This is a genomic window from Leptospira kirschneri serovar Cynopteri str. 3522 CT (genome assembly GCF_000243695.2).
Taxonomy (GTDB): Bacteria; Spirochaetota; Leptospiria; order Leptospirales; family Leptospiraceae; genus Leptospira; species Leptospira kirschneri.
This window is the reverse complement of record NZ_AHMN02000010.1, coordinates 89,377-112,302: the sequence shown is the minus strand read 5'-3', so window position 1 is coordinate 112,302 and position 22,926 is coordinate 89,377. Positions and strand designations below refer to the sequence as shown.

The window sequence follows — 22,926 nt, the reverse complement described above, 5'->3', positions numbered from 1 at the left end:
TATGAGTCCCCGCGCATTGGACGGTTTTGGAATAGACTCTTTTAGTTTTCCGCGCGAGAAAACCACAAACATCAATTTTACCGATAATTCTTAAAACGTGGGAACTCTCACTTTGCGAGACGCCGAAAATGGATCTACTTATTCTCAAATTAGATAAGCTTCGCTTACTTTCTCCTTGTTTGAGAAAAGCCGGAACTACTATTTTTAGAAAAACGTATTCTTTTCGATTCGATTTGTTGAAAAATTAAATTTCTTCCGTTTCTTTTTAGAGTTTTTCTCAAAACTTAAAAATCTCTGATAAAGAAGAGCACTAAAAGTTCGTAAACTTACGGCAACGACGGTTTCTGTGAGAACTTCAGCATTTTATTAGAAATTTCTAAAAGATTATCTTTCACCTTTTAAGATCTTTAAATAATTTCTTAGAAAAACAACGGATTATACGTTTTGTAAAACAAGGCGTATTACAACTTTCAAGCGAGAACTTCTCACTTACCTCACAAAACAAAAAAGAAGCCGTTTTTCCATTCAGCAAATTGAAGAACGGACATTTTCTAAATTTCTACTGGATCAGAAAGAGAAAATCCAGGATCCAATTTTTTACTGACACCAAAGTTCGCACCGAAAACAGTATCTATTTCGAGTAAATTATCATCTTATCAAAGCACTGAACTAAGGTTAATTCATGAAAATTCACGAGTATCAGGCAAAAGAAATCCTGAGAAGGCACAAAGCCAACGTTCCTTTTGGAGTCGTAGTCGATAAAAAAGAAAACGCTTCCAAAGCCCATGACGAAGTTACCTCTAAAACGGGTGGTTCCGTCGTAGTCGTAAAAGCTCAAATTCACGCCGGAGGGCGGGGAAAAGGCGGCGGGGTCAAAGTAACTAAAACCAAAGAAGACTCTATCGCCGCCGTAGATAAAATTCTAGGCATGCAGCTCATCACTCCCCAAACCGGACCCGAAGGAAAAAAAGTCCTCAAAGTATATCTGGAACAAGGAATTGATATTGCTAAAGAATACTATCTGAGTATCCTACTCGATCGTTCCATCCGTAAAACCATCATCATGGCTTCTACAGAAGGTGGGATGGAAATCGAAGAAGTCGCGGAAACTCATCCAGAAAAGATTCTAAAAATTGCAATCGATCCCGGAATCGGACTGCAAGTAAACCAAGCCAGACAACTCGCTTTCGATCTCGGACTTCCGACTGAATCTCACAAATCTTTCCAAAGTCTTCTCGCAGCGATTTATGAAGCTTATATCAAAGAAGATGCTTCTCTGTTAGAAATCAATCCTCTCATTCTTACCAAGCAGAATGAAATCATCGCTGGAGATTGTAAAATCGACCTCGACGAAAACGCTCTCTACAGACACACGGACAACGCTGCATTCAGAGACATCACCGAAGAAGATCCACTCGAAGTTCAAGCTTCCGAATTTAATCTCAACTACGTCAAGTTAGACGGGAATATAGGTTGTATGGTCAACGGAGCGGGACTCGCGATGGCGACTATGGACATCGTAAAACTCGCAGGTGCAGAACCCGCGAACTTCTTGGACGTAGGCGGTGGAGCTAACAAAACCACAGTAACCAACGGATTCAAAATTATTTTAGGGGATCCAAACGTAAAAGGAATCTTCGTAAATATCTTTGGCGGGATCGTTCGTTGTGATATGGTCGCCGAAGGAATTATAGAAGCGGCTAAAGCAGTGGATCTCAAAGTTCCTCTTGTGGTTCGTCTTCAAGGTACCAACTCGGAACTGGGAAGAGAAGTGCTCAACAAAAGCGGACTGAAAATTACCGGAGTAGATGATCTCCGAGAAGCGGCAAGTACCATTGCCAAACTGATTGGGTAAGAGAGAATATACATGGCAGTATTAGTAGATGAAAATACAAAAGTTGTAGTTCAAGGAATCACCGGTAAAGAAGGCTCTTTCCACGCGACTCAAATGCTCGCTTACGGCACAAAGGTCGTAGCCGGAGTTACTCCCGGTAAAGGTGGAAGCAAATGGGAAGACAAGGTTCCGGTTTTCAACACGATCCAGGATTCCATTAAAAACGAAGGTGTAAACGCAGCGGTCATTTTTGTTCCTCCCGCATTTGCAGCGGACGCAATCTTAGAAGGAATTCTCGCTGAACTTCCTCTCGTAATCTGTATCACGGAAGGAATTCCGACCCACGATATGTTGAAGGTTTACAGTGTACTTCGAAATTCAAAAACAAAACTAGTAGGTCCTAATTGTCCCGGAGTGATCACTCCTCGTGCAAAACAAAAACTCGGGATCATGCCAGGTTTTATCCACAGTCCAGGTAGCGTGGGAATCGTTTCCCGTTCCGGAACCTTGACGTATGAATCGGTGGCTCAGATCACAAAACAAGGTCTGGGGCAATCCACTTGTATCGGAATCGGAGGAGACCCCGTTCCCGGTATGAACCACACAGAAGCGATTAAATTGTTAAACGAAGATCCTGAAACAAAAGGAATCGTGATGATCGGTGAAATCGGCGGAACTTCGGAAGAAGAAGCCGCAGAATACATCAAAAATCACGTCAAAAAACCCGTGGTAGGTTTTATCGCGGGCCAAACCGCACCTCCTGGCAAAAGAATGGGACACGCGGGAGCAATCATCAGTGGTGGTTTAGGAACTGCAACTTCTAAGATGAAAGCAATGCAGGAAGCAGGCATCCAAGTTTGCCAATCCATTGCAGAAGTTGGAGAAAAAATGAAGAAAGCTCTGGGTTAATTTTTGTCCGATTTGAGATCTATTTTAAAAGAAATAAGAATTTCTCCGGCTTTTTTAAGATGGTTTTCAAAGATGGGGCTGTTAAAAGTATAAGTAAAGTTTTCGACCTCTTTACTTTGTATCTTAGCTTGACAGTATTTGAGGAAGTGGGATTGATTCTTTCTAGAGTGGTGCAAAACTAAAGTTTACTGGATCAAAAACAGAAAACTAGGTCCAAATTCGGAATGGTTTAACAAAAGTGTTTGAGAGAAAGTAAGGAGATTCAAAATGGAAAACAAGTTTAAAAATTGGAAACAAAGAATTCTAAAATTGTCACTATTTCTTTTAGGCAATTTGATTTTTCTATCTTCTACACTTTTTGCAGAAGGTTCCACTCTCAAACTCACCACGGAAGAAACCGTCAAACGCGCGTTAGAAAGTAATTATAACCTTCAGAACCTTCGTTATGAACTTGCAAAATCGGATACGAACTTTCTAAAAAACGACTCTAAATATTCTTGGAGATTAGTAGCAGACGGAAGATCCAGTCAGTCCATCCTTCCTTTTAACCAAGCAAACTTTTCTACAGGAACAAAAATTTCGGATGATACTATCAAAGGTGGAATCGAAAAGATTCTTCAAACGACTGGAACTTATTTCAAGGTAGAAGCCGGAAGCAGAAGATTCGACTCGAACGCATTTGAAAATCCTTCTACCACACCAGCCGGATTTAGTTCTTTAGGAATTCCTCCACTTTATACAGGATTTGTAAGAGCTACCATCAGCCAAGACTTACTGAAAAACTCATTTGGATATAAAGGTAGAAACGAAGTTAAGATTTTAGAATCCCAAGCGGAAATCGTAAAAAACCAAGTATCACAACAGATTTCCTCAGTGATCGTAGAATCACTCGTAGACTTCTGGGACTATTCGATCAAAACACAAGCAGTTAAAACATACAAACAACTCGTTGAGAACACTAGAAACATTCGCAATCTTACCGCTCGTAAACAAAGCCTCGGACTTTCTGAAAGTTTTGAAGTCAATCAGTGGAACGCTCTCCTGGCTCAAGCACAAAACCAATTAGAAACCGCTCAGGTTCAAAAAGAAGAATCAAAACGCAAACTTATCCGTTCTCTTAAAATTCCGGACGATACTACACTTTCCGAAGAAACAAATCTTTTAGAAGAACTAACAGAAAAACCGGAATATACAAAAGATTTAGAATATGCTTATAAACACAGAGCAGACTTCTTAAACGCTCTCAAACAAAAAGAAATCGCAGAAGCGGCTTTAAAAAACGCGAATAACGATCGTCTTCCTACTCTGACTCTTTCCGGAACCGGTGCAAGTCAGGCTCAGAATATCATTTCTCCCCAAGACAATTATAACGACACCAACCAAGGAATCACAACCGCAAAGTATAAAGAATGGACCGGGCAAGTCAATTTTGTTTATCCGATCGCGGATAAAGGAATCTACGCGGGTGTTCGAGACGCAAATATAGGGATGCGTCAAGCGACTCTCAAAGAAGACGAGCTTAAAAACGAAGTAAGAGACGACGTAAAAACTAGAATTGAAGCTTTAGAAGCAAGTCACAGAATTTATAAAAACAATATCATCACTGAAAGAGAAACCGCAAACTACTACAACGGGGTTTTAAGAAGTTTTCGTCAAGGTAGAGCGGACGCGGTTGCCGTGAAAAACGCGTTAGACACACACGTTCAAGATCAACTCAGACTGACTCAGGCAAAAGTAAACTTTAACATCGATTTGTTGCGCTATTATCTCTCTAAAAACGCTTTGATGGAACGTTTTCAAGTGGATAGAGATAAACTAATTCCGCATTTAGATTGATATTCCCAAAACCGAGGGTAGGAATTGAGAAAGAGTTTTTTTGTAGTCCTCGGTCTTATCTTCACTTCCATTTTATTCGGTTTTCTTGTTTGGAAAGTTCTTACTCGTAAAACCGATTCCGTTTATAAAAACTTTTCTAAATCGAATTGGGAAGACGTAGTTTTAGAAGTTCTAAGCAAAAAAGATCCGGACTTAGAAGACTATTCCTACGCTTCTATGTCACTCTCAGAATTTAACTTCTATCTTTTAACCGTTCCTTCTGAAAAAAGAGAAAAAGTAGCCTCCAGGTTTGCGGAAAAATCAGGACTTAAATTTTTTAAAAGAGAGGTAGGGGGAAGAACGATCTTTACATTCGAAGATAGATTTTTTTCCTTTTTACCGGAAGGTTCCTTTCTTAAAACGAGAGCACTTTGTAAAAAATTATATCTAGGCGCGGAATACGAAACCGTAGACGTTCTTTCCAAATATTTAGTGAAACTAATTTCATCCAATCCACTTCCACTCTACAACGAATACAATCAGGCCTTGCTCAAGTCTCTTTCCGCGGGTTCTGCAAAAGAATTGAATGAAAACGGCAGATCTAAACTTTCTAAATTGTTAGAATACTTTTCCGGAAAAGAAGATTCTCCGTTTAATGGTAGTAAGGCGATAATCGAAGGAAAAAATCTAAACGTTAGAACCGGTCCCGGAACCGAAAATCCGATTTCGTTTCAGTTCAAAGGTGGAGAAACCGTTTTTATACTCGATAGAGATTCACGAACCGAAACGATAGCCGGTAAAAGAGGAAGTTGGAACCAAATTGTAGATCTGAGAAACGGAAACGTAGGTTGGATCTTTTCCGGTTTTTTAAAAAACGTTTCTTCGGATCTTTCTATCTCTCAAACGATGGAAGAATATTTCCGCGCTTTAGACCGTTCTCCTGTCTGGGATTTTGAGTCCTGGAAAGAATCTTCTCCTCCAAATGGATTTCAGGGAGAATATCATCCCACCGAAAAAATCGCGTTAGACGGAGATTCAGGAATGGTTCTACATTCCTCCAAAAGTAAATACGATCTAATTTGCCGTTCCGTGGATGAACCTTTCCGAGATTTAGAATTTTACGTTTCTTTTTTAGAAGGAGACGAAACGATTCCCGTCTTTACATTGTTAGCCGGTCCTCCCGGAGATCTACGTAAAACTTTCGAAATAGAAATGGACAAAGAAAGCATTTCTATCAACCGAAACCGATATATTACCGGAGACAATTTTTCCAAAAGAAGATTTCGCCTAAATGTTCAAAACGGCTCTTCCGGTTTCCAAGCCGGTTTGATCGTTTCCGAAAAAATGGCCCTTTCCGGAATTGATTCTTTAAATACAATAGACCCTACTTCCGGAATACGATGGAGGTTTTGTCTTCCTATGGCTAGGGAAAACGGTGATTCCAATTTAAGCGTCTTTCAACTTAAATTTATTCCATGAGCAATAGTAATTTAGAATATTCTAATAAAGGATAATCCATGCCGACATACGACTATAAATGCAAAGCCTGCGGTCAAGTTTTCGAACAATTCCATTCCATGAAAGACGATCCAATCAAAGATTGTCATCTCTGTGGTAAAAAAGGGGAAGTGGAAAGGATGATTTCCAACGGTTCGGGAATCATCTTTAAAGGAACCGGTTTTTATGTGACCGATTATAAAAAGAGCGGCTCCGGAGAATCGTCTTCTACGACTTCTTCCGCTACCTCTTCCTCGGATTGACGGGTTTTTAGTTTGGGAAAACTAGGTATTCTTGCCGGTGCGGGAGAACTCCCTCATATCGGTATGAAAGAAGCTCTCGCGGCGGGTGAAGACCCTATTTTTTTTTCCATCATCGAATCCGATTTCCACGTTGGAATATACGAAGATCGAAACATTCCAATTCATATCGTAAAAATTGGAACTCTTCTGAAGTTATGCAAACGACACAACGTAGATCGATTACTTCTACTTGGCAAAGTTAAGAAAGAGATTATATTCAAAAATTTGAAATTTGATCTGAAGGCAATAGCACTTCTCGCCAGAATGATCAACAGACACGATTATTCCATTTTTAAAACCGTTGCCGACGAATTTGCTAAAGAAAAAATCGCGATCATTTCTCAAAAAACTTTTCTTCAATCCCTATTTCTTCCGGAAGGTAGGTTTACTAAAAAACCTTTGACTCAAAAAGAATTGGAAGACATCGCCTTTGGAATGGATTACGCCGAAAAGATGGCCGGTTTGGACATTGGTCAGACAGTAGTCGTTTTAGATAAATCGGTTCTTGCAGTCGAAGCGGTGGAAGGCACCGACCTTGCAATTTGTAGAGGTGGCTCTTTTGCCAAAAAAGGAAAGGCGACCGTTTGTAAAAGTTCAAAACCGGATCAAGATCATCGTTTCGATCTTCCCACAGTCGGCGAGAACACTTTAAAAACGATGTATGAAAACAACTGCGGAACCTTAGCGCTTAGAACAGGTGAAACGATCATCGTTCATCCAAAAGAATTTATTAACCTTGCAGAAAAATTTAAAATCAATATTTTGAGTATCGGAAGTGGCAACCTTAAAAAAATCAACTCTACAATCCAAAAAATCCGGTAGCCAACCGTCTCGGGTGGGCGTAGTTACGACCAAAAAAGAAGATCCAAAAATTCTAATGTTGGCCGGAGAACATTCGGGAGATCTTCTGGGTGGTGAACTCATTCGAGAACTCAAAAAAAACTTTCCCGATTTGGAAACCTTCGGAGTAGGTGGAGAGAGAATGATCGAAGAAGGTTTTACTTCGATCGAGTCCATGGAAGAACTTTCGATCATCGGTTTTTCCGCGATCCTTTTTAAATATAGATTTTTAAAATCCTTGATCGGAAGATTGATCCACGTCGCCGTCGAAAAAAATTGTTCCCACGCCATCTTAATCGACTACCCAGGTTTTAATCTTCGTCTTGCCAAAGAGTTGAAAAAACTAGGAATTACGGTTATCTTTTATGTGTCTCCCCAACTTTGGGCCTGGAAGTTCGATCGGATTTATACGATCCGAGATAACATCGATTTGATGTTAGTTTTATTTCCTTTTGAAAAACAAATCTACGATCGTTACGGCGTTCCCTGTGAATTTGTAGGTCATCCTCTTGCAGTTCGTTTAAGAGAAAAAATCCGTAAAGAAGCGGTCATTCCGGAACCGGAAAACAAAACTCAATTTCATTTTACAATCACTTTGATGCCTGGTTCCAGAAGTGGTGAAATTAGAAGAATCTTAAATGATCTTTTGCAATCCGCGGGCCAACTTTCGAATCATTATGAAAATGATAATAAGAAAATTCGTTTTCTTTTACCAAACATCAATCAAAAAGAAGAAGTTTTTATTTTAGAAAAAATAGAACTCGCCAAATCCAAATTTCCAAACTTAACAATTGAATATCTATTCGACCGTTCACTACGTGCAATCGAAGCCTCGGACCTGGTTTTAGTCGCTTCCGGAACCGCTACATTAGAAGTTGCTTATTTCGAAAAGCCGATGGTTATACTTTACAAAGTAAGCATGTTCACTTACATAATCGGCTCTCTTTTTATCCAAACTCCTCATATCGGTCTTGTAAATATTCTTTCCGGTCAAGAAATTTGCAGAGAACTGGTTCAAGCGGAATGTTCTCCGAACAATATCGTCGAGGAAACTCTGGCGCTTTTAGAAAACAAAAAGTATAGAAATAAAACAATCGAAGACGTTCGCAAAGTGAAAGATGCCTTGGGCAGTGAAAATTCATCCAGATACGCTTCCAGAGAAATTACAAAATTGATCAAAGGAATTACAAAAAAGACCACCCAGGAATCCGGAAACCCAGAACAGCAAATAGAAACTTAGAATTTTGTTTTGAAACAGATTTTTGTAATATAAGTTTACGATACGTAATTTTATAGTATATTAAAAAAGTTGAAATTACACAACAATGCGACCATTTTTTTGAAGACTTATACATTTTTTGAATATTCAAATAGAATTGATTTTAAAATTTTAGAACTAACTCATAATTTATAATCGTCCTCGAAAACGCGGCTTCATTTTAACTCCTTTTTTAGTTAAAATTGACGAAGAAGAAGATGTATTTCATTGTCTTCCAGAAGAAGTAATCTTATCGATTGATAAAGACTCTACCGAATTTATAGCGAAACGTTTTACAAACGCGGCAGAGTTAGGCTTTTTTCCCGCTGAAATTGCTGAAGTTTTTGTCAAACCAATAAATAAATTCTTTATGTTATACGCTGAGTTTCAAAAATCCAAAAGCTTATTTGATTTCAAAAATTCAAAAGAGAATCTATAATTTAGCCTAAGAAATAATTCTTATTTATCCCTCTAAAGTTTTACTAAATTGGAATATAAAAGTTTTATTATTTTACTGCAAACTTTAGTTCTTAGGAAAGAAAATTCATATAATCTCTCAAAAAAATCCTTTCCTAAGATTAATCCCGTATTCTAAATAGGCTTTCAAACAACAGCTCATATTCATCCAACCTTGACAATTCATATAAGAACCGTCTAATGCAGCCTGGGATTCTCTCCATCCTGACTCCGTAATTTTTACAAGTGTATTGTTTGAATCTAAGGATTCAAAGATCATTTCTGTACGAGTCTTGTATCCACCGGTAGTTAATAATTCATTTTGACTTTCATATCCCCCTTCGTGAGCATCCCATTCTAATACAATTTTAGAATTCATTTCCACTTCCTTGACAAATACACGAACTCCTTCTTCCGAAGGAAAATCCTCAAATTTCCAAATCACTTCGGTTCCAGGTTTTAAAGGTCCGCTGGCACCTCCGGTAGTAAAATAACCGCTTAATTGTTTTGGGTCATACACAGCTTGAAAAACAACTTCCAAAGATTTTTGAATTTTAGTTTGTACCGTAAATTTCAAATTCATATAATTTCCTCTTGAAAAATTAGATTTTTAATATGTTATATTATAACAACATGTTAAAACTAGACAAGCAAGATTCTGTTTTTAAGGCGCTTTCGGATCCTAAAAGAAGGGAAATTTTGGATCTTCTTAGTACAAAACCAAAAACGACTGGAGAAATCTGTTCCCATTTTAAATCCTTAGATCGATGCACTGTGATGCAACATTTGAAAGTTTTGGAACACGCTGAACTATTAATCGTAAAAAAAGTAGGACGGATTCGATGGAATTATTTAGACCATGTCCCCATTCAGGAAATTTATGATCGATGGATTAGTAAGTATGCCCAACCATCCTTGGAAAAACTAACTCGATGGAAAAATGAATTAGAATCCATAATAGACTGATTTCAGAATCACGTAAAAATCAAACTTTACAGTAAAACTTTGAAAATGTTGAAACTATTACAAATCATAATTTCACAATAAAATTCAGAAAATATAAAAATATTATAAATAGCTTAATCAACAAAAGCTATCTGGCAATCCAGTAAAACATTGGTATTTTTCAATATACTCAAATTCATCCGTTAAAATTCTACATTCACAATCAAATCGATATTGATAGGATATATAATTAGATTCTGATTTATGTGCGTGCTTATCAAATTTTTTGCTATTTTTAGATTCAACAAGGTTTTGAATGATTTCCACGTTTAAAAATGCAAGATGAAACGCAACTCTTGTAAGAGACATACGATCTAATTCTTCCGAAAAGAATATTTCAATTTCTTCTAAAATATTTGGGGTTTGAATAAGATCATCGTTAAAAAAAGATCGCTGTGTTAAAAAATCATATTTTAAAACACCACTTCCCAGTCGATTCAGCTCGGTAGAAGAGTTGATCAATCTCCAACCGCAAAACATCCGACAGACGGTAAACGTTATATGTTTTAACCTTTTCCTTTTCATAATAAAATTTCACAAAGCTAACACATCAAAAGTAAAAAATTCAACAATTCTAAAAAGACAAACCGTAATTTGATACAGAATTTTATTTAAAAATCTCTAAAACTCACGATTACTAAATTTCTTATAAAATTGAAAATACCGTAAATTTCTATTACAAAACCCTGTTTTAAATCAAAATACAAGTGCTTATCTTTATTAGAGTTGTTGAAAAATTCCATAGTTCAATTAACAAAATTGCTTTAATCGACCGTTTCCATGAAATAGAAACAAATGGAGAATTAATTTTTCAACTATTCTATTATATAATTCCAAGTAATAGTTCTGTAAAATATTCAAAGCCTAGAAATGTGGGAACTCATACAGAAACTATAATGCTAAAGATTTGTAAACGTTCCATATTCGGGATAACGCGAAAGGGATCGATGCGAGAGAACTAAAGCAAAACGCTTCCGAATACAACTTTGCTCTCTATGATCGCGAAATAGGACGAGTTTTTATAAAAGTTTTTTGAATACCAGCTAACAAATGTTAGTTATTTGCAGAAATCCTTTTTAAAACGACAAGATTGTCTCCCCAGAGACCTTGCCACGAATCTTTTTTCAACTCTCGAAATAAAAAGTAACCGATGGGGGTTTCCTCCCCTCTTCTTCTCAACTGTAACCCTTCTCCGTCTTCCATAAGATACAACTTGGTTTCCGAACTTTCTCCCAAAAGAATCGCTTCTCTATCGCTGATAAACCGAATTTGTATCGCAGGAACGACGGTAGAAACCCTCCAAGTTCCGACCAGATCGATTTTTGTTTCTGAATTTTTCACAATTGAAACATTAGGACTTCTGAATATAAAAAGATAAATCCCGAAAACAAGTAAAATTGTTAAAAAAACTCCGAACGTAATTAAGATTATCTGTCTCCGACCGATTCCAGTTTGCATTCTCCGGACTCCTCCTTAAACTTCCTACTGATAAACGTATCGTTCAACATTCCATTGGCGCTGATTCTAACTCGGTTGCCTTCCACGGCTCCATAACCCTTTAAATCCGCCGTTTCGTTTTTCCAAAAGATATTTCTATAGTATGACAATGTAGGCAAAAGATTATGTTCGTATCCAAAATCGAAAGGTTCTCTAAGATTTAAAGGAAAAGATCTTTTATCCTGAAAACGAGATCGATTAAAAATTACGTTATGCGAAACATTTAAAGAATTATGAAGTGCTAAAAAGTCGTCCCCGAAAAGTCGAATCGTAGTATCCGAAGTAACCGTTTCCGGAACGACCCAAGATCCGCAAAAACCATTTACAGATTCTTCCCAGGGCATTTCCGAAGTTTTTATCCTAAGATCCATATATGGATTGTCCTGACCGAAAGTGAAATTCGCAAACGCTTCTAAAAATTGATTTCCTTCCCTAAAACCTTTTAAATCCAATCTGGAAAAAAACGGAACCACCTTACCGTTTAAAGTAAGGTTTCCTAAATCCTTTTCTCCAAAACGAAACGCCTTCGATTTCCATTGAACCGTAAACGTAGTATATTCCATTAGATATTTGTAAAATGGTGTTCTGGTCCAACGGATTTCCGGAACTAATTTTTCTTGGCGAGTTTTAATGTCGGTACGAATCCAATTCTTCCACAAATGATAAACTGGAAGAAAATTCTTCACAGAAATCCGATCCAGATCGAGTTCCCATTTCCAATCGCTGTAGAGAGGATAATAAAAAGTGCCATTACCTCTGACCGATTTTTTCCAACCGGTTTTGCCGACAATCTTAGTCCGAATCGGTTCTTGAAACAGGCTTCCTTTTGCGTTAAACTCTAACGTATTTCCGGTCAGAATGTTGGCCTTTGCTTCATCCAAACGGAAATCTAAAAAAGGATCCTTCCAATAAAAACCAGAAAGACTCAAAAAAACTTCACTTTTGATCCAATCCCCGTAATTTCCTGTCTCTTCCCATTTACCTTTTAACTCAAGTCCACCTTCTAAAATTTCCAGATCTCCCGGAAATTGAAAAATAGATTTTAATTCACGAACGTTTTTCCAATCCGCAAAAACCTCCCAAGTGGAAAGTTTTTTAGGATTCATTTTATACGTTATACGAAACAGGTTTTCTTCTTTTGTAAAGGTATGAATTTGTTTTTCCCCTATTTCGTCTAACTTTAGATCCATTTCATGAATCAGATCCGCGTCTTTTAAATCCGGAATTTTCAAACCCAAGGGGAGTTCCTGTAAAATTTTACCCGACACATTGGTGAATCGGTTTTTACCTACTACGGAGACTTTCTTTCCGTTTAAAAGAATCTCGTATTCGCCTGAGATTTTTCCGGAACTAGGGGCAATCTTTCCAAACAGCGAATAAATTCCCCGAACCTTCTCGGCTTTTACATTCTGAAAACGGAAACTACTTTTGGATTCGTCCGAATGAAACTTGGTTTCGAACGTTCCCTGAATATATCTGGAATACGGAAACGGAAATAAGGAATCGCTAACAGAGATAATTACACCTTCGGGCTGTTTGGTGATTACTATATCGATTCCCTTTAACGCATTTAGAATCTCTTCCCCATCGCGAGAAATTGTTATCGTAGTATTCATCAAACGAATTTCTGGAATATTAATTTTTTGGATATAACCTATAAGTTCTCCCGAAATCTGATCCTGCAGATCTATATTGATCGAGGAATCCTTTACTACAATTCCTCGAACAAAAGGACGTCCTTTCCACAAACCTCCCAGTCGAAATCGAATCTTATTGGTTCGAAATAAGATATGGTTAAGCGCAAAATCTTCTTCGGAAGAAATCCTAAAATCTTCAAATACGACGGCGTTTGGAAAATCATACTCCACAACGCCTAAAGTCACAGCCCTTCCTAGTTCCTTGTTGATAAAGTTTCTGGAAAGTTCCTTTACTCCTCTCAGATCCAGAAGATAATTTCGTACGTAATATCCGACGGACTCGACTAAGATCGTATAAATAGAAATCGTGAGAATAAATAAGATAAGTGTGATTTTAGTTTTTCGGTTTTCTTTTAAAAAAAATAAAAAAGACCCGAGAGAACGGATGAGATCACCGGGAACGATTTTGTTCCGAACCCGGGCCAATTTAGAACTGTGTTGAATTATCTTGGAAGAACCTGAGAAAGTTGCTCTTGAATTTCCTTCAGAACCGGACTCTCCGGAAATTTCTGAAGCCCTTCTTCCAGAACCATCTGACATCTTTTGAATTCCTTAATTCGCATAAAACTATTTGCAACGGTTTCATAAAATAGAATATCTTTTTCGAAATCTTTTTCTCTGGAGGCACGACCTAAAATTCCCAGAGCCAAACCGTATTTTTCCTCTTGATAGAGAGCTTTTGCATACATCTTTTTACGATTTGTAGATTCGTAGTTTTTATCTACGGACTCGGACTTTCTAAAATGAACGATCGCGTTTTCAGTATCATTGATTCCTAAATAAGCAGTCCCTAAATAATGATCTAAATGTTCTAGACTTTTGCCTTCTTTGGAATTTTGAATCTCTTTTAAGACAACAGTTGCCTCTTTATAAGATTCAATTTGAATCAGTAACTTCGCCTTTTCCATCAACAAAGAAGAACGTTTTTTTTCATCTAATTGCGAAGAGGAAAGTTGAGAATCAATCGATTGAATTTTGGAACGGATCACTAATTCCTGAGAAAGTCCGGAATCCACGGTTTTTTGACCGCTAGTACAGTTAAATAGAAATAACGTTATTACAGTAATGATTGTTGTATTGAATGTCATGCTTACGATCCTGTTTTCAATTTTTCCAGTTCGGCGAAGAAATCTTCTGTCTCTTGCTGTCGAACCTCATCATTGGAAACCCAGTCCATAGTCTCCGGATCGATTTCAGTCAGAAACCGGGAAACTTGGGTAGCGATTTGCTCCCCAAACTTTCGTCTATTTGCGGCACCTGTCAAGCATAAATGCTTTCTTGCACGAGTCATCGCAACGTATAGTAGACGTCTTTCTTCATCCACGGAAGACTCTTCAGTCAATACTCTAGAGTTAGGAAGAATTCCTTCTTCCATTCCAGGAACATAAACCGATTCAAATTCCAATCCCTTGGATTGATGAATTGTTAGCAACTGTACACGATTGTCTTCCTTATCCTCATCGGACGGATTTTCGTCTTCCATGAGTAAATTCAGTCGATTGATAAAATCAAATAACGTTGGTTTTTCGGGTGAATCGTGATTTTCCTCGAAGTAAGACATCATGTTTACTAGTTCAGATAAATTGAAAGTACGTGCCTTTGCTACTTTCTCGTCTTTTTCTTCGAGTAGAATTTCCTTTTCAATTCCTACTTCTTGGATAAATTCCCGGAACGCATAATACATCTTAGGCGCCGTGGAAAATTTTTTCTTAGTTCTTTCGATCAAGTTTACAAAATTGTAAATCTCCGACTGAATCTTTTTTTGTAAGTTAGGAATAAAATCTGGAGATTCACAAACCCTAAAAAGAATCTCGTATAAAGATTCCCCCATTTGAGAAGCCTTCTCGTGAATGAGTGAAATACTTCCAGGTCCGATTCCTCGTTTTGGATAATTTAATATTCTGAGTAAAGAAGCGTCGTCTCTGGTATTGGCGATCAATCGGATATAGGAAATCATATCCCTAACTTCCTTTCGGTCAAAGAAATTATATCCTCCCACAAGTTTATACGCTATGGATCTACTTCTGAGTTCTTCTTCAAAGGGTCTGGTTTGAAAATTAGTTCTAAATAATATAGAGATTTGACTTCCGATCCTTGCGTCTTTAATCATCTCTTCTCGGATACAATCCACCACATATGCGGCTTCGTCTTTTTCATCCATTCTTTCCAAATAACGGATTTTTCTTCCGCCGGGTATGGAGGAGAAAAGTTCTTTCGATTTTCTAGAAAGATTATTTTTGATAAGCGAATTGGCTCCTTGTATAATTACGGAAGTGGATCTGTAATTTTCCAAAAGGCGGACTACATTTGCTTCCGGAAAATCTTTTTCGAAATTTAAAATCAGACTTAGATCCGATCCTCGAAACGCATAGATAGATTGATCGTCGTCTCCTACCACACATAAATTCCGATTTTCTCCCATGAGAGCTCTTAAAAATACATATTGAGTTTGATTGGTATCTTGAAACTCATCCACCATAAAGTATTGATACTTTTTATGATATTCTTCTCTGACCTCCGAAAACTCTCGTAGTAATACTCCGGGCAAAAGTATAAGATCATCGAAGTCGAGAGAATTTTGTTCTTTTAAAGACTTTTGATAACTATCATAAACTAGATTGGCCACCTGGTCGGATTCTACAAGAGAGGAATCCAGATATTCCCTGTATGCGAGTCCCGAATTTTTAATCCTGGATATTTTTCCGAGGACCTCCGATACTTTCGCTTTTTTTAATTCTACTTTATTAGCAATCAATAATGTCGTTAAGAATCCTTCCTGATCATTCTGATTCATCAATAAAAACGGATGTTTGTATCCCAAAAGTCCTATGTGTTTTTTGAGTATGTTCAATCCTAAAGAATGAAACGTGGAAAGTACGATCCCCTTGAGTTTTTGCCTTGGGATCATCTTTCGAACCCGCTCTTCCATTTCCCTTGCGCTTTTATTGGTAAAAGATAAGGCTACGATTTTTCCTGCGGGAACTCCCGCGTTTTCGATCAAATGCGCGATCCGATTGGAAATTACCCTGGTTTTTCCAGAGCCCGCGCCTGCAAAAATTAGAATGGGACCGTCTACGTGACGAACCGCTTTTTCCTGTTCAGGACTGAGTTTCATAAAACATGTGACATAATTAGGGAAAGAAAGATTCTGTCAATCATGTACACCCTTGCCCAGTTCCGTTTATACCCGCCGTTTTCTGTTTCTTAAATGAGTTGTTTTTATCCAACGTCTGATCGTTGTTATAGTTTTTTCGCTTTTTAAATTGCAAAAGATCATCTCAAAAATTTTCCAATTTGTATCCTTTTTGGAAACGACTTCTATCAAATTAAAATTCGATAGAATACAATTCCGTTCGTTTTTTTCGCATAAAACAAATCCTATATACAAGTTACTTCGAATGTTTTTGTCACACTAGATTGAATCCACTTTTCATCTCTTAACTTGACAGTACGGATGGGGAAATTCTTATTTGGAATCAGAAGATAAATCATCCAGATCCTTCAAATCCATTGTGGGAAAAAATCCATAAAATCTTTTTTATTAGAAAAATTGAATGTTTTTAAATCGAATCTACTTCTTTAAATTGCAGCCAAAACCCAAACTATCCGGTCTCGAAAAAAGGAAATTCTTATGAAACCGTTTCTACCGGAAGAATACGATCCTCACTCCAATCTCTGGTCTAAGATCAATCGAAAAGACTTAGTAAATACTCCGATTTTTAAATTAGTTTCCTGGAATATAACTTCTCCCGATAAAAAAATTTCCAAAGACTTTTTTCATCTAGAATCCTTAGATTGGGTAAATATAATCGCACTTACTCCAGATAATAAAATCGTTCTAGTCGATCAATATAGACACGGAATCCATCGTTTCAGTTTGGAAATTCCAGGCGGGATCGCAGAAAAAAATTCTCTATTAGAATCCGCTCAAGCGGAACTTATAGAAGAAACCGGCTACGTTTCTCAAGACTGGGAATATCTCGGTAAGGTAACCGGAAACCCCGCCATCTTAGACAATTGGTGCCATACCTTCATCGCCAGAAACGCGCGTAGATTACACGAACAAAACCTAGACGACAGCGAACAAATCGAAATTTTTGAAACTCCCATTGAAAATATTCCTAAACTGATAGCAGATCATATTCTTCATCACGGTATGGTAGTTGCCGCTTTTGGAATGTATTTTATCAAAAACCCAATCCGGTATTAATATGACTCAAACTCAAATCAAACACGACCCGTTCCAAGCGTTGAGAATCTCCGATTTTCGTTCTTTTCTTTTTGGTAAGTTTACGGTGACCCTTTCTATCAGCATTCAAACCACAGTGGTCGGTTGGCAGATGTATCATCTTACAGGAAGTAATCTTCACGTAGGTTTTATCGGTCTTGCGGAGGCGATTCCTTCCATCTCTATGGCTTTGTTTTCGGGTCTTGTAATTGATTCTTTTCCTAGAAAAAAAATAATAGTTTCGGCTCTTTGTCTTTTGTCGATCTGCTCCGTATTGTTACTTATATTAGTAATTCCTAATATCACTTGGATTCTGAGAGACTTTGGAGTTTATCCAATCTACGGCGTGATTTTTCTTTCCGGAATCGCAAGAGGTTTTTTAAATCCTGCTACCGCAGCGTTTCAAACCCAGTTAGTAGATAAAGAAACTTTTCCCAACGCCGCCACTTGGAGCGGAATCGCTTGGCAGACTTCTTTGGTTCTTGGCCCTCTTGCGGGAGGTATATTGATCGTAATGGGTCTTTACTTCGCCTATTCCGTAGATCTGATTCTGATGAGTTTGGGTTTGATCATGATGTTACTTGTAAAAGGGAAACCGGTTCCGTCCAAACCAGAATCGAATGAATCTATCTGGGAAAGTCTAAGCGGAGGTTGGAAATTTGTCTCCACTCATCAAATCATATTGGGGGCGATTTCTTTGGATTTATTTGCGGTTCTTTTTGGTGGTGCGGTGGCCTTACTTCCTTCTTTTACCGAAAAGATTTTAGGTCAGAGTCCTGAGATTTTTGGCGTTCTTCGTTCTGCTCAAGGAGTCGGAGCGGTTTTATGCGCCTTCTTGATTGCGGCCAAACCTCCTAAAAAACATTCCGGCTGGATTCTTCTTTCTTGTGTGTTTGGTTTTGGAATCTGCGTCATTCTTTTCGGAATTTCCAAAGACTATAGAATTTCATTTCTATGTCTTGCGGCTGCGGGCGCCTTTGATATGGTCAGCGTAGTCATTCGTCATACGATTGTTCAGATGTATACTCCAGATCATATGAGAGGTAGAGTCTCTGCGGTGAATCATATTTTTATAGGCTCCTCAAACGAAATCGGAGAATTTGAATCAGGCGTTACCGCAGAATGGCTCGGAATCAGGCGTTCCATCGTAGCAGGAGGAATTTTAACTCTTTTGACCGTAGGACTTGTAGGTACGATCGCCCCTCGTCTTAGAAAGATGCAGTTAAAAGATATTCTTTGAGGAATTATTTTTGTTGCGGAAAACCTAAAATAGGAATTCTAAAAGTCAAATTTCTACATAAAATCGTAGTATTTAAAATAAATCATATATTTGAATATTTTTATTTTCGAATATAACAGAAGGAACCAATGGACGCACCTAATATACTTACTCAAACGGAAGCCATAGAAAGAGCCGAACAAATCAAACAAGTCAGTTATGAAATCCATTTAGATCTCAAAGCAGGTTCTTCCACGTATCAGGGAGAAACTAAAATTTCGTTCTTTTATACCGGAAAGGGAAAAGGAAAACTCAAAATAGATTTTGTTACAAAGAAAATCGAAGTGCTTTTGTTAAACGGAAAAGATTTCTCCGATTATACAAAAATGGATTCTTTCTTGGATCTGCCGGTTAATTCTTTAAACGTCGGAAAGAATGAAATTAAAATTCTTTATACAAACGATTACAATCATAGCGGTTCCGGATTCCATCAATTCCAAGATCCTTCCGACGGTTCCGAATATCTACATACGGACTTTGAACCGTTTGAAGCGCATAGAATGTTTCCTTGTTTTGATCAGCCCGATTTAAAAGCGACTTATGAACTTTCTCTGATCGGCCCTAAAGATTGGAAATACGTTCACAACACTCTGCCTATTAAAGAAAAAATTCAAAAAGAAAGAATCGAAATTCATTTTCAAAAAACGGCGTTGTTTTCTACGTATTTGTTCGCTTTGATTTCCGGTCCTTATGAGGTCTGGGAAGATCATTATAAAAATATTCCTCTCAGAATACTGTGCAGAAAATCTCTTTCTAAATATATGGATGCGGAAAACATTTTTGCGATCACAAAAGAATCTTTTGGATTTTTAGAATCGTATTTTGATCTTCCCTATCCTTACGGAAAATACGATCAGATTTTCGTTCCGGAATTCAACATGGGAGCGATGGAAAACGTCGGAGCAGTCACTTTCTCGGAACACTATATTTTTAGAAGTCCTAGGATTTATTCCGAATATTTAGGAAGAGCCAACACGATCTATCACGAAATGGTACATATGTGGTTCGGCAATCTAGTCACCATGAAATGGTGGAATGATCTCTGGTTAAATGAAAGTTTTGCGGATTATCTTTCCTATTACGCAATGTCTCAAGGAAAACTATTTCCGGACGCTTTAGAACATTTTTATGTTCGTGAAGAATGGGCCTACAGAGAGGATCAACTTTCAACGACCCATCCCATAGCAGGAAGCGCCGAAAACACGTTAGACGCAATCAGTAACTTTGATGGTATTTCGTATTCTAAAGGAGCTTCGGTACTCAGACAATTGATGTATTACATCGGAGAAGATTCCTTTAGAAATGCGATGCGTAAATACTTTCAAAAATTCAAAAATTCTAATACGATTCAAAACGATTTTTTAGACACGATGACAGAATCTTCTGGCATCGATATTAGAAATTGGAGCAAGGAATGGTTGGATACTACGGGTGTAAATACCCTTCTTCCGATATGGAAAGAGAACCGTCTTTTCATCCGACAACTTCCTTCCGATACGAACGGACTTCTTAGAACCCACGCCTTGGAAATTACGGTTTTTGCTCTGAAAGAAGATGAGATCGAAAAAAAACAAGACGGATCCGTTCTTAATTCCTTCAAAACGGTATGGAAGGATAAGTTAGTCGTTCAAGGAGAAGAAACCATACTCCCCTACAATCCAATTGTAAAAACAGATTCTTCTGTTCCCAAAAATGCAAAGACTAAAAATTCAGATCCAAAAAAATCCATCCAATCTGAGATCGTAGTTCTCAACACGAATGACTACGCTTATGCAAAAACGTATCTTCCAAAGGAGGCAATTCCTCTCTTAAAAACGTCTTTCAACAAACTAAAGGATCGTTTTGCAAGAAGAATCCTCTGGGGTTCTCTGTGGCAGATGACGCGTGACGCTGAAATTTCGCCTAAGGATTTTTTAGATCTTGTATTTCTTCAAGGAATTTATGAAGTAGACCTTTCTGTTCGAAACAGTCACATTCTTACAAAAGCTTCTTCTATTGTAACCAGTTATCTTAAAAAAGAAAACAGAGAAGAATGGTCTAAAAAGTTAAACGATCTTTCTAAAAAATTTCTTTCCGATCCTTCCATTCAAGAAGAGGAAAAAATCGTATGGTATAGAATGTTGGAAGGAACTTCTAGAACCGCCGATCAACTTTCTTATCTAAGAGATCTTTTAGACGGAAAAGTTATTATCCCCGGAATCAAAATCGATCAAGAAAGAAGATGGAGCATTTTAACCCGACTTTCCGCGTTTGGTGAAAAAGACGCGTTAGTTCTCATTGCCAAGGAGGAAAAATCAGACACATCCGACTTAGGAACTAAAAAGGCATATACTGCTAAAGTTGCATTCCCGGATCCCAAGTCCAAGGCTGCGGCTTGGAAAGAATTTACGGATCCAAATACTAAACATTCTACGGATATGCTTCGTTTCGGTATGAGGGGGTTTTATTGGGATCATCAGGAAGAAATTCTAAAAATTTACGAGGATCTTTATTTCCAGTCCGTGATTGGAATTTACAAGGACAGGGATTCTCACTTTTCGTCTGCGTTTGGAAATATTTTATTTCCAGGATTGGAACCGAACCAGTCTCTTGTTGATAAAACCAATCGTTTTTTAAAGGAACAAAAAGAACTTCCGGCATTACTCAAAAAAGATTTAAAACAACACCGTGACGATTTAGTAAGGACCGTCAAAATTCTTTCTAAACAATGATAGTTTCAACTGAGCAGGGCGTAAGAAAATCAGGGCGAATCCGGCTTGCCACAGGCAGCCGGACCGGGCTCTTCGCTCTGGTTAATAAATTGCATACAAAAAACGTAATACAATATTTCACCTTAAATTTCAATTTATTAACCTCGCATCGATCCCTTTCGCGTTATATCGAATTTACATAGTTTTAGGTTTTCTCTAGAATTTTGGATGGTGTCGGAAAAGTAAAAGTAGATCTTTTCATTTTGCTGAACTAATTTTGTGAGAGTTCCCACAATTTCAGAACTGAACCGTAAAATCTTAATTTTGTGAGAGTTCCCACATCTAATTTTTTTTACGAAAACAATCCATCATTATAAAGAGAATTTTAATACTGAAATCATGTTTTTTAAAAAAAGTTGAAATCTGAATTTTGACTCTGCAGATCGATTTCTAAAATGTGGGAACTACCGCGATTTTACGAGTAAATTCTAAAAATGTAGGAACACATACTTTTAGAAAATTCTTTCTTTTTTATTACATCAAACTCACGTTAAAAATCATCTTACGATGCAAAAAAAATAAGTTGATTCCTAAATTTAAAAGCCACTTTGGAAATAATTTTTTTCTAAGAAAAAAGTTTGAAGAGTAATTTGAATCGCCGTATAAACGCGGTTAGTAAGAAAAATAAATTTGCGAGTAGAGGGACTCGAACCCCCACACATTTCTGCACCAGAACCTAAATCTGGCGTGTCTACCAATTTCACCATACTCGCGACGGTCCTTCCAATGTCTGTGAGTCCTCTTTGGAGTCAAGCGGTTTCCCTTAATTTATTAAATTCCAATTTCTAAGAAATAATGATAAGTCCTACAAACTCAAACTTCAAAGAAATGATGAAACTCAAAATGTAAAACGACTACTAAACTCTATAAGAATCATCGCGTCTTAAGATTGATTTGTCTCAAAGCCTATTTCTATAAAAATCAAAAATAAATTCTTTTGAATCACTTTTAAAAAATCTGTATTTTTGTTTATAAGTTTTTTCTAATTATTCAAAATGAATTGCAAAGACTCAAGTAATTATCAATCAAAAATTTATATGATCAATTTACAAGAATACAACGAAGAAGGGTCAAGTCTCATTCAAAAAATAAATGAATTACAAGGTTCTATCCAAGACAAAATTCTTAAAATCTTATAGACCGATTTAGGAATTAAATCTTTAAGACTTTACGAATCTATCTTTCGTAAAACTTTAAATTTAGAAGTTTAGAAAAGATCTATATTTTTTCAATGGTATTTTACTGTAGAGCTATCGTTTCTAAGTGTTTTCTATTTTGAAGAATCATTCGAAGGTTTACCGTTAGATTTACAAAACTACATTATTTCCTCTTTAGGAAATAGAGAAAACATAACTTACTTGATTTAGAACTTTAAATTATACTTACTTACTACAATCAGATTACTGACTACTATTTTGATACGCTCTCCGAACCAACTCTAACTCTTTTTTTTCAAACCCTTCCATAAATTCAATCGGTGATTTGAAAAGATCTTTTATGGAGAATATTGGAAAAACATTCCTTAAGATACTTAAATTAACGTGAATCTCCATATAAAG

19 protein-coding genes, 1 tRNA gene and 1 pseudogene are annotated in these 22,926 nt (G+C 37.2%); 13 read left to right on the top strand and 8 right to left on the bottom strand.

Annotation, left to right across the window (positions count from 1 at the left end; translation table 11 throughout):
• Positions 1-682 precede the first annotated feature (682 nt).
• The 8 genes and pseudogenes from sucC to LEP1GSC049_RS2000000227530 form a co-directional block, all read left to right on the top strand.
• Positions 683-1,855 (top strand): ADP-forming succinate--CoA ligase subunit beta, encoded by a 1,173-nt coding sequence (gene sucC, locus LEP1GSC049_RS213940; protein ID WP_004750381.1) that lies wholly within the window; start codon positions 683-685, stop codon positions 1,853-1,855.
• Between the two features lie 12 nt (positions 1,856-1,867).
• Positions 1,868-2,743, top strand: coding sequence for a succinate--CoA ligase subunit alpha (gene sucD / locus LEP1GSC049_RS213945; protein WP_004508512.1), 876 nt, complete (start codon positions 1,868-1,870; stop codon positions 2,741-2,743).
• Between the two features lie 267 nt (positions 2,744-3,010).
• Positions 3,011-4,579: a TolC family protein gene (locus LEP1GSC049_RS213950; RefSeq protein WP_016560882.1), complete on the top strand. Its 1,569-nt coding sequence runs from the start codon at positions 3,011-3,013 to the stop codon at positions 4,577-4,579.
• Between the two features lie 24 nt (positions 4,580-4,603).
• Positions 4,604-6,037, top strand: a complete 1,434-nt coding sequence (locus LEP1GSC049_RS213955; RefSeq protein ID WP_016560867.1) for an SH3 domain-containing protein — start codon at positions 4,604-4,606, stop codon at positions 6,035-6,037.
• Positions 6,038-6,075: 38 nt separating this feature from the next.
• Positions 6,076-6,318, top strand: coding sequence for an FmdB family zinc ribbon protein (locus LEP1GSC049_RS213960; RefSeq protein ID WP_004750353.1), 243 nt, complete (start codon positions 6,076-6,078; stop codon positions 6,316-6,318).
• Positions 6,319-6,330: 12 nt separating this feature from the next.
• Positions 6,331-7,179: an LpxI family protein gene (locus LEP1GSC049_RS213965; RefSeq protein ID WP_004759607.1), complete on the top strand. Its 849-nt coding sequence runs from the start codon at positions 6,331-6,333 to the stop codon at positions 7,177-7,179.
• Positions 7,133-8,437 (top strand): lipid-A-disaccharide synthase, encoded by a 1,305-nt coding sequence (lpxB, locus tag LEP1GSC049_RS213970; protein ID WP_016748103.1) that lies wholly within the window; start codon positions 7,133-7,135, stop codon positions 8,435-8,437. Before LEP1GSC049_RS213965 ends, lpxB begins: the two co-directional genes overlap by 47 nt.
• A 160-nt stretch (positions 8,438-8,597) precedes the next feature.
• Positions 8,598-8,894: pseudogene (locus LEP1GSC049_RS2000000227530) on the top strand (hypothetical protein); the annotation flags it as partial.
• A 117-nt stretch (positions 8,895-9,011) separates the two neighbouring features.
• Here LEP1GSC049_RS2000000227530 and LEP1GSC049_RS213975 read toward each other — a convergent pair.
• Positions 9,012-9,494: an SRPBCC family protein gene (locus LEP1GSC049_RS213975; protein WP_001049451.1), complete on the bottom strand. Its 483-nt coding sequence runs from the start codon at positions 9,492-9,494 to the stop codon at positions 9,012-9,014.
• A 50-nt stretch (positions 9,495-9,544) separates the two neighbouring features.
• On the opposite strand from LEP1GSC049_RS213975, the gene LEP1GSC049_RS213980 reads away from it, so the two are divergent.
• The gene (locus LEP1GSC049_RS213980; RefSeq protein WP_016560888.1) at positions 9,545-9,877 is read left to right on the top strand and encodes an ArsR/SmtB family transcription factor; all 333 of its coding nucleotides are present in this window, start codon (positions 9,545-9,547) and stop codon (positions 9,875-9,877) included.
• A gap of 117 nt (positions 9,878-9,994) precedes the next feature.
• Here LEP1GSC049_RS213980 and LEP1GSC049_RS213985 read toward each other — a convergent pair whose 3' ends face one another.
• From LEP1GSC049_RS213985 to LEP1GSC049_RS2000000229100, 6 genes are all read right to left on the bottom strand, one after another.
• Positions 9,995-10,396: a hypothetical protein gene (locus tag LEP1GSC049_RS213985; protein ID WP_000458636.1), complete on the bottom strand. Its 402-nt coding sequence runs from the start codon at positions 10,394-10,396 to the stop codon at positions 9,995-9,997.
• 573 nt (positions 10,397-10,969) lie between these two features.
• Positions 10,970-11,374 carry a hypothetical protein gene (locus tag LEP1GSC049_RS213990; RefSeq protein WP_004750310.1) on the bottom strand — a complete coding sequence of 135 codons (405 nt, stop codon included), beginning with the start codon at positions 11,372-11,374 and terminating at the stop codon, positions 10,970-10,972.
• Positions 11,344-13,536 carry an LIC_12586 family protein gene (locus tag LEP1GSC049_RS213995; protein WP_004750815.1) on the bottom strand — a complete coding sequence of 731 codons (2,193 nt, stop codon included), beginning with the start codon at positions 13,534-13,536 and terminating at the stop codon, positions 11,344-11,346. Before LEP1GSC049_RS213995 ends, LEP1GSC049_RS213990 begins: the two co-directional genes overlap by 31 nt.
• A gap of 17 nt (positions 13,537-13,553) precedes the next feature.
• Positions 13,554-14,198: a tetratricopeptide repeat protein gene (locus LEP1GSC049_RS214000; RefSeq protein WP_004760213.1), complete on the bottom strand. Its 645-nt coding sequence runs from the start codon at positions 14,196-14,198 to the stop codon at positions 13,554-13,556.
• 2 nt (positions 14,199-14,200) lie between these two features.
• Positions 14,201-16,225, bottom strand: coding sequence for an ATP-dependent helicase (locus tag LEP1GSC049_RS214005; RefSeq protein ID WP_004759554.1), 2,025 nt, complete (start codon positions 16,223-16,225; stop codon positions 14,201-14,203).
• A gap of 66 nt (positions 16,226-16,291) precedes the next feature.
• Positions 16,292-16,498, bottom strand: a complete 207-nt coding sequence (locus tag LEP1GSC049_RS2000000229100; RefSeq protein WP_004750606.1) for a hypothetical protein — start codon at positions 16,496-16,498, stop codon at positions 16,292-16,294.
• Between the two features lie 243 nt (positions 16,499-16,741).
• Here LEP1GSC049_RS2000000229100 and LEP1GSC049_RS214015 point away from each other — a divergent pair, with 243 nt between their 5' ends.
• From LEP1GSC049_RS214015 to LEP1GSC049_RS214025, 3 genes are all read left to right on the top strand, one after another.
• Positions 16,742-17,320 (top strand): NUDIX hydrolase, encoded by a 579-nt coding sequence (locus LEP1GSC049_RS214015; RefSeq protein WP_004750456.1) that lies wholly within the window; start codon positions 16,742-16,744, stop codon positions 17,318-17,320.
• Between the two features lies 1 nt (position 17,321).
• Positions 17,322-18,578, top strand: a complete 1,257-nt coding sequence (locus tag LEP1GSC049_RS214020; protein ID WP_004750455.1) for an MFS transporter — start codon at positions 17,322-17,324, stop codon at positions 18,576-18,578.
• A 128-nt stretch (positions 18,579-18,706) separates the two neighbouring features.
• Positions 18,707-21,328, top strand: a complete 2,622-nt coding sequence (locus tag LEP1GSC049_RS214025; protein WP_016560893.1) for a M1 family aminopeptidase — start codon at positions 18,707-18,709, stop codon at positions 21,326-21,328.
• A gap of 670 nt (positions 21,329-21,998) precedes the next feature.
• Here the strand turns inward: LEP1GSC049_RS214025 and LEP1GSC049_RS214030 are convergent.
• A tRNA-Leu gene (locus LEP1GSC049_RS214030) sits at positions 21,999-22,080 on the bottom strand.
• A 282-nt stretch (positions 22,081-22,362) separates the two neighbouring features.
• On the opposite strand from LEP1GSC049_RS214030, the gene LEP1GSC049_RS2000000227930 reads away from it, so the two are divergent.
• Complete coding sequence (locus LEP1GSC049_RS2000000227930; RefSeq protein WP_157755913.1) at positions 22,363-22,506, top strand: hypothetical protein; 144 nt, start codon at positions 22,363-22,365, stop codon at positions 22,504-22,506.
• The last annotated feature ends 420 nt before the right edge of the window (positions 22,507-22,926 follow it).

Bases quoted from the DNA above. Each gene is read 5' to 3' on its own strand.
- sucC (WP_004750381.1), top strand. From the start codon at position 683: ATGAAAATTCACGAGTATCAGGCAAAAGAAATCCTGAGAAGGCACAAA.
- sucD (WP_004508512.1), top strand. From the start codon at position 1,868: ATGGCAGTATTAGTAGATGAAAATACAAAAGTTGTAGTTCAAGGAATC.
- LEP1GSC049_RS213950 (WP_016560882.1), top strand. From the start codon at position 3,011: ATGGAAAACAAGTTTAAAAATTGGAAACAAAGAATTCTAAAATTGTCA.
- LEP1GSC049_RS213960 (WP_004750353.1), top strand. From the start codon at position 6,076: ATGCCGACATACGACTATAAATGCAAAGCCTGCGGTCAAGTTTTCGAA.
- LEP1GSC049_RS213975 (WP_001049451.1), bottom strand. From the start codon at position 9,494: ATGAATTTGAAATTTACGGTACAAACTAAAATTCAAAAATCTTTGGAA.
- LEP1GSC049_RS213980 (WP_016560888.1), top strand. From the start codon at position 9,545: ATGTTAAAACTAGACAAGCAAGATTCTGTTTTTAAGGCGCTTTCGGAT.
- LEP1GSC049_RS213985 (WP_000458636.1), bottom strand. From the start codon at position 10,396: ATGTTTTGCGGTTGGAGATTGATCAACTCTTCTACCGAGCTGAATCGA.
- LEP1GSC049_RS213990 (WP_004750310.1), bottom strand. From the start codon at position 11,374: ATGCAAACTGGAATCGGTCGGAGACAGATAATCTTAATTACGTTCGGA.
- LEP1GSC049_RS214000 (WP_004760213.1), bottom strand. From the start codon at position 14,198: ATGACATTCAATACAACAATCATTACTGTAATAACGTTATTTCTATTT.
- LEP1GSC049_RS214005 (WP_004759554.1), bottom strand. From the start codon at position 16,225: ATGAAACTCAGTCCTGAACAGGAAAAAGCGGTTCGTCACGTAGACGGT.
- LEP1GSC049_RS214015 (WP_004750456.1), top strand. From the start codon at position 16,742: ATGAAACCGTTTCTACCGGAAGAATACGATCCTCACTCCAATCTCTGG.
- LEP1GSC049_RS214020 (WP_004750455.1), top strand. From the start codon at position 17,322: ATGACTCAAACTCAAATCAAACACGACCCGTTCCAAGCGTTGAGAATC.
- LEP1GSC049_RS214025 (WP_016560893.1), top strand. From the start codon at position 18,707: ATGGACGCACCTAATATACTTACTCAAACGGAAGCCATAGAAAGAGCC.
- LEP1GSC049_RS2000000227930 (WP_157755913.1), top strand. From the start codon at position 22,363: ATGAATTGCAAAGACTCAAGTAATTATCAATCAAAAATTTATATGATC.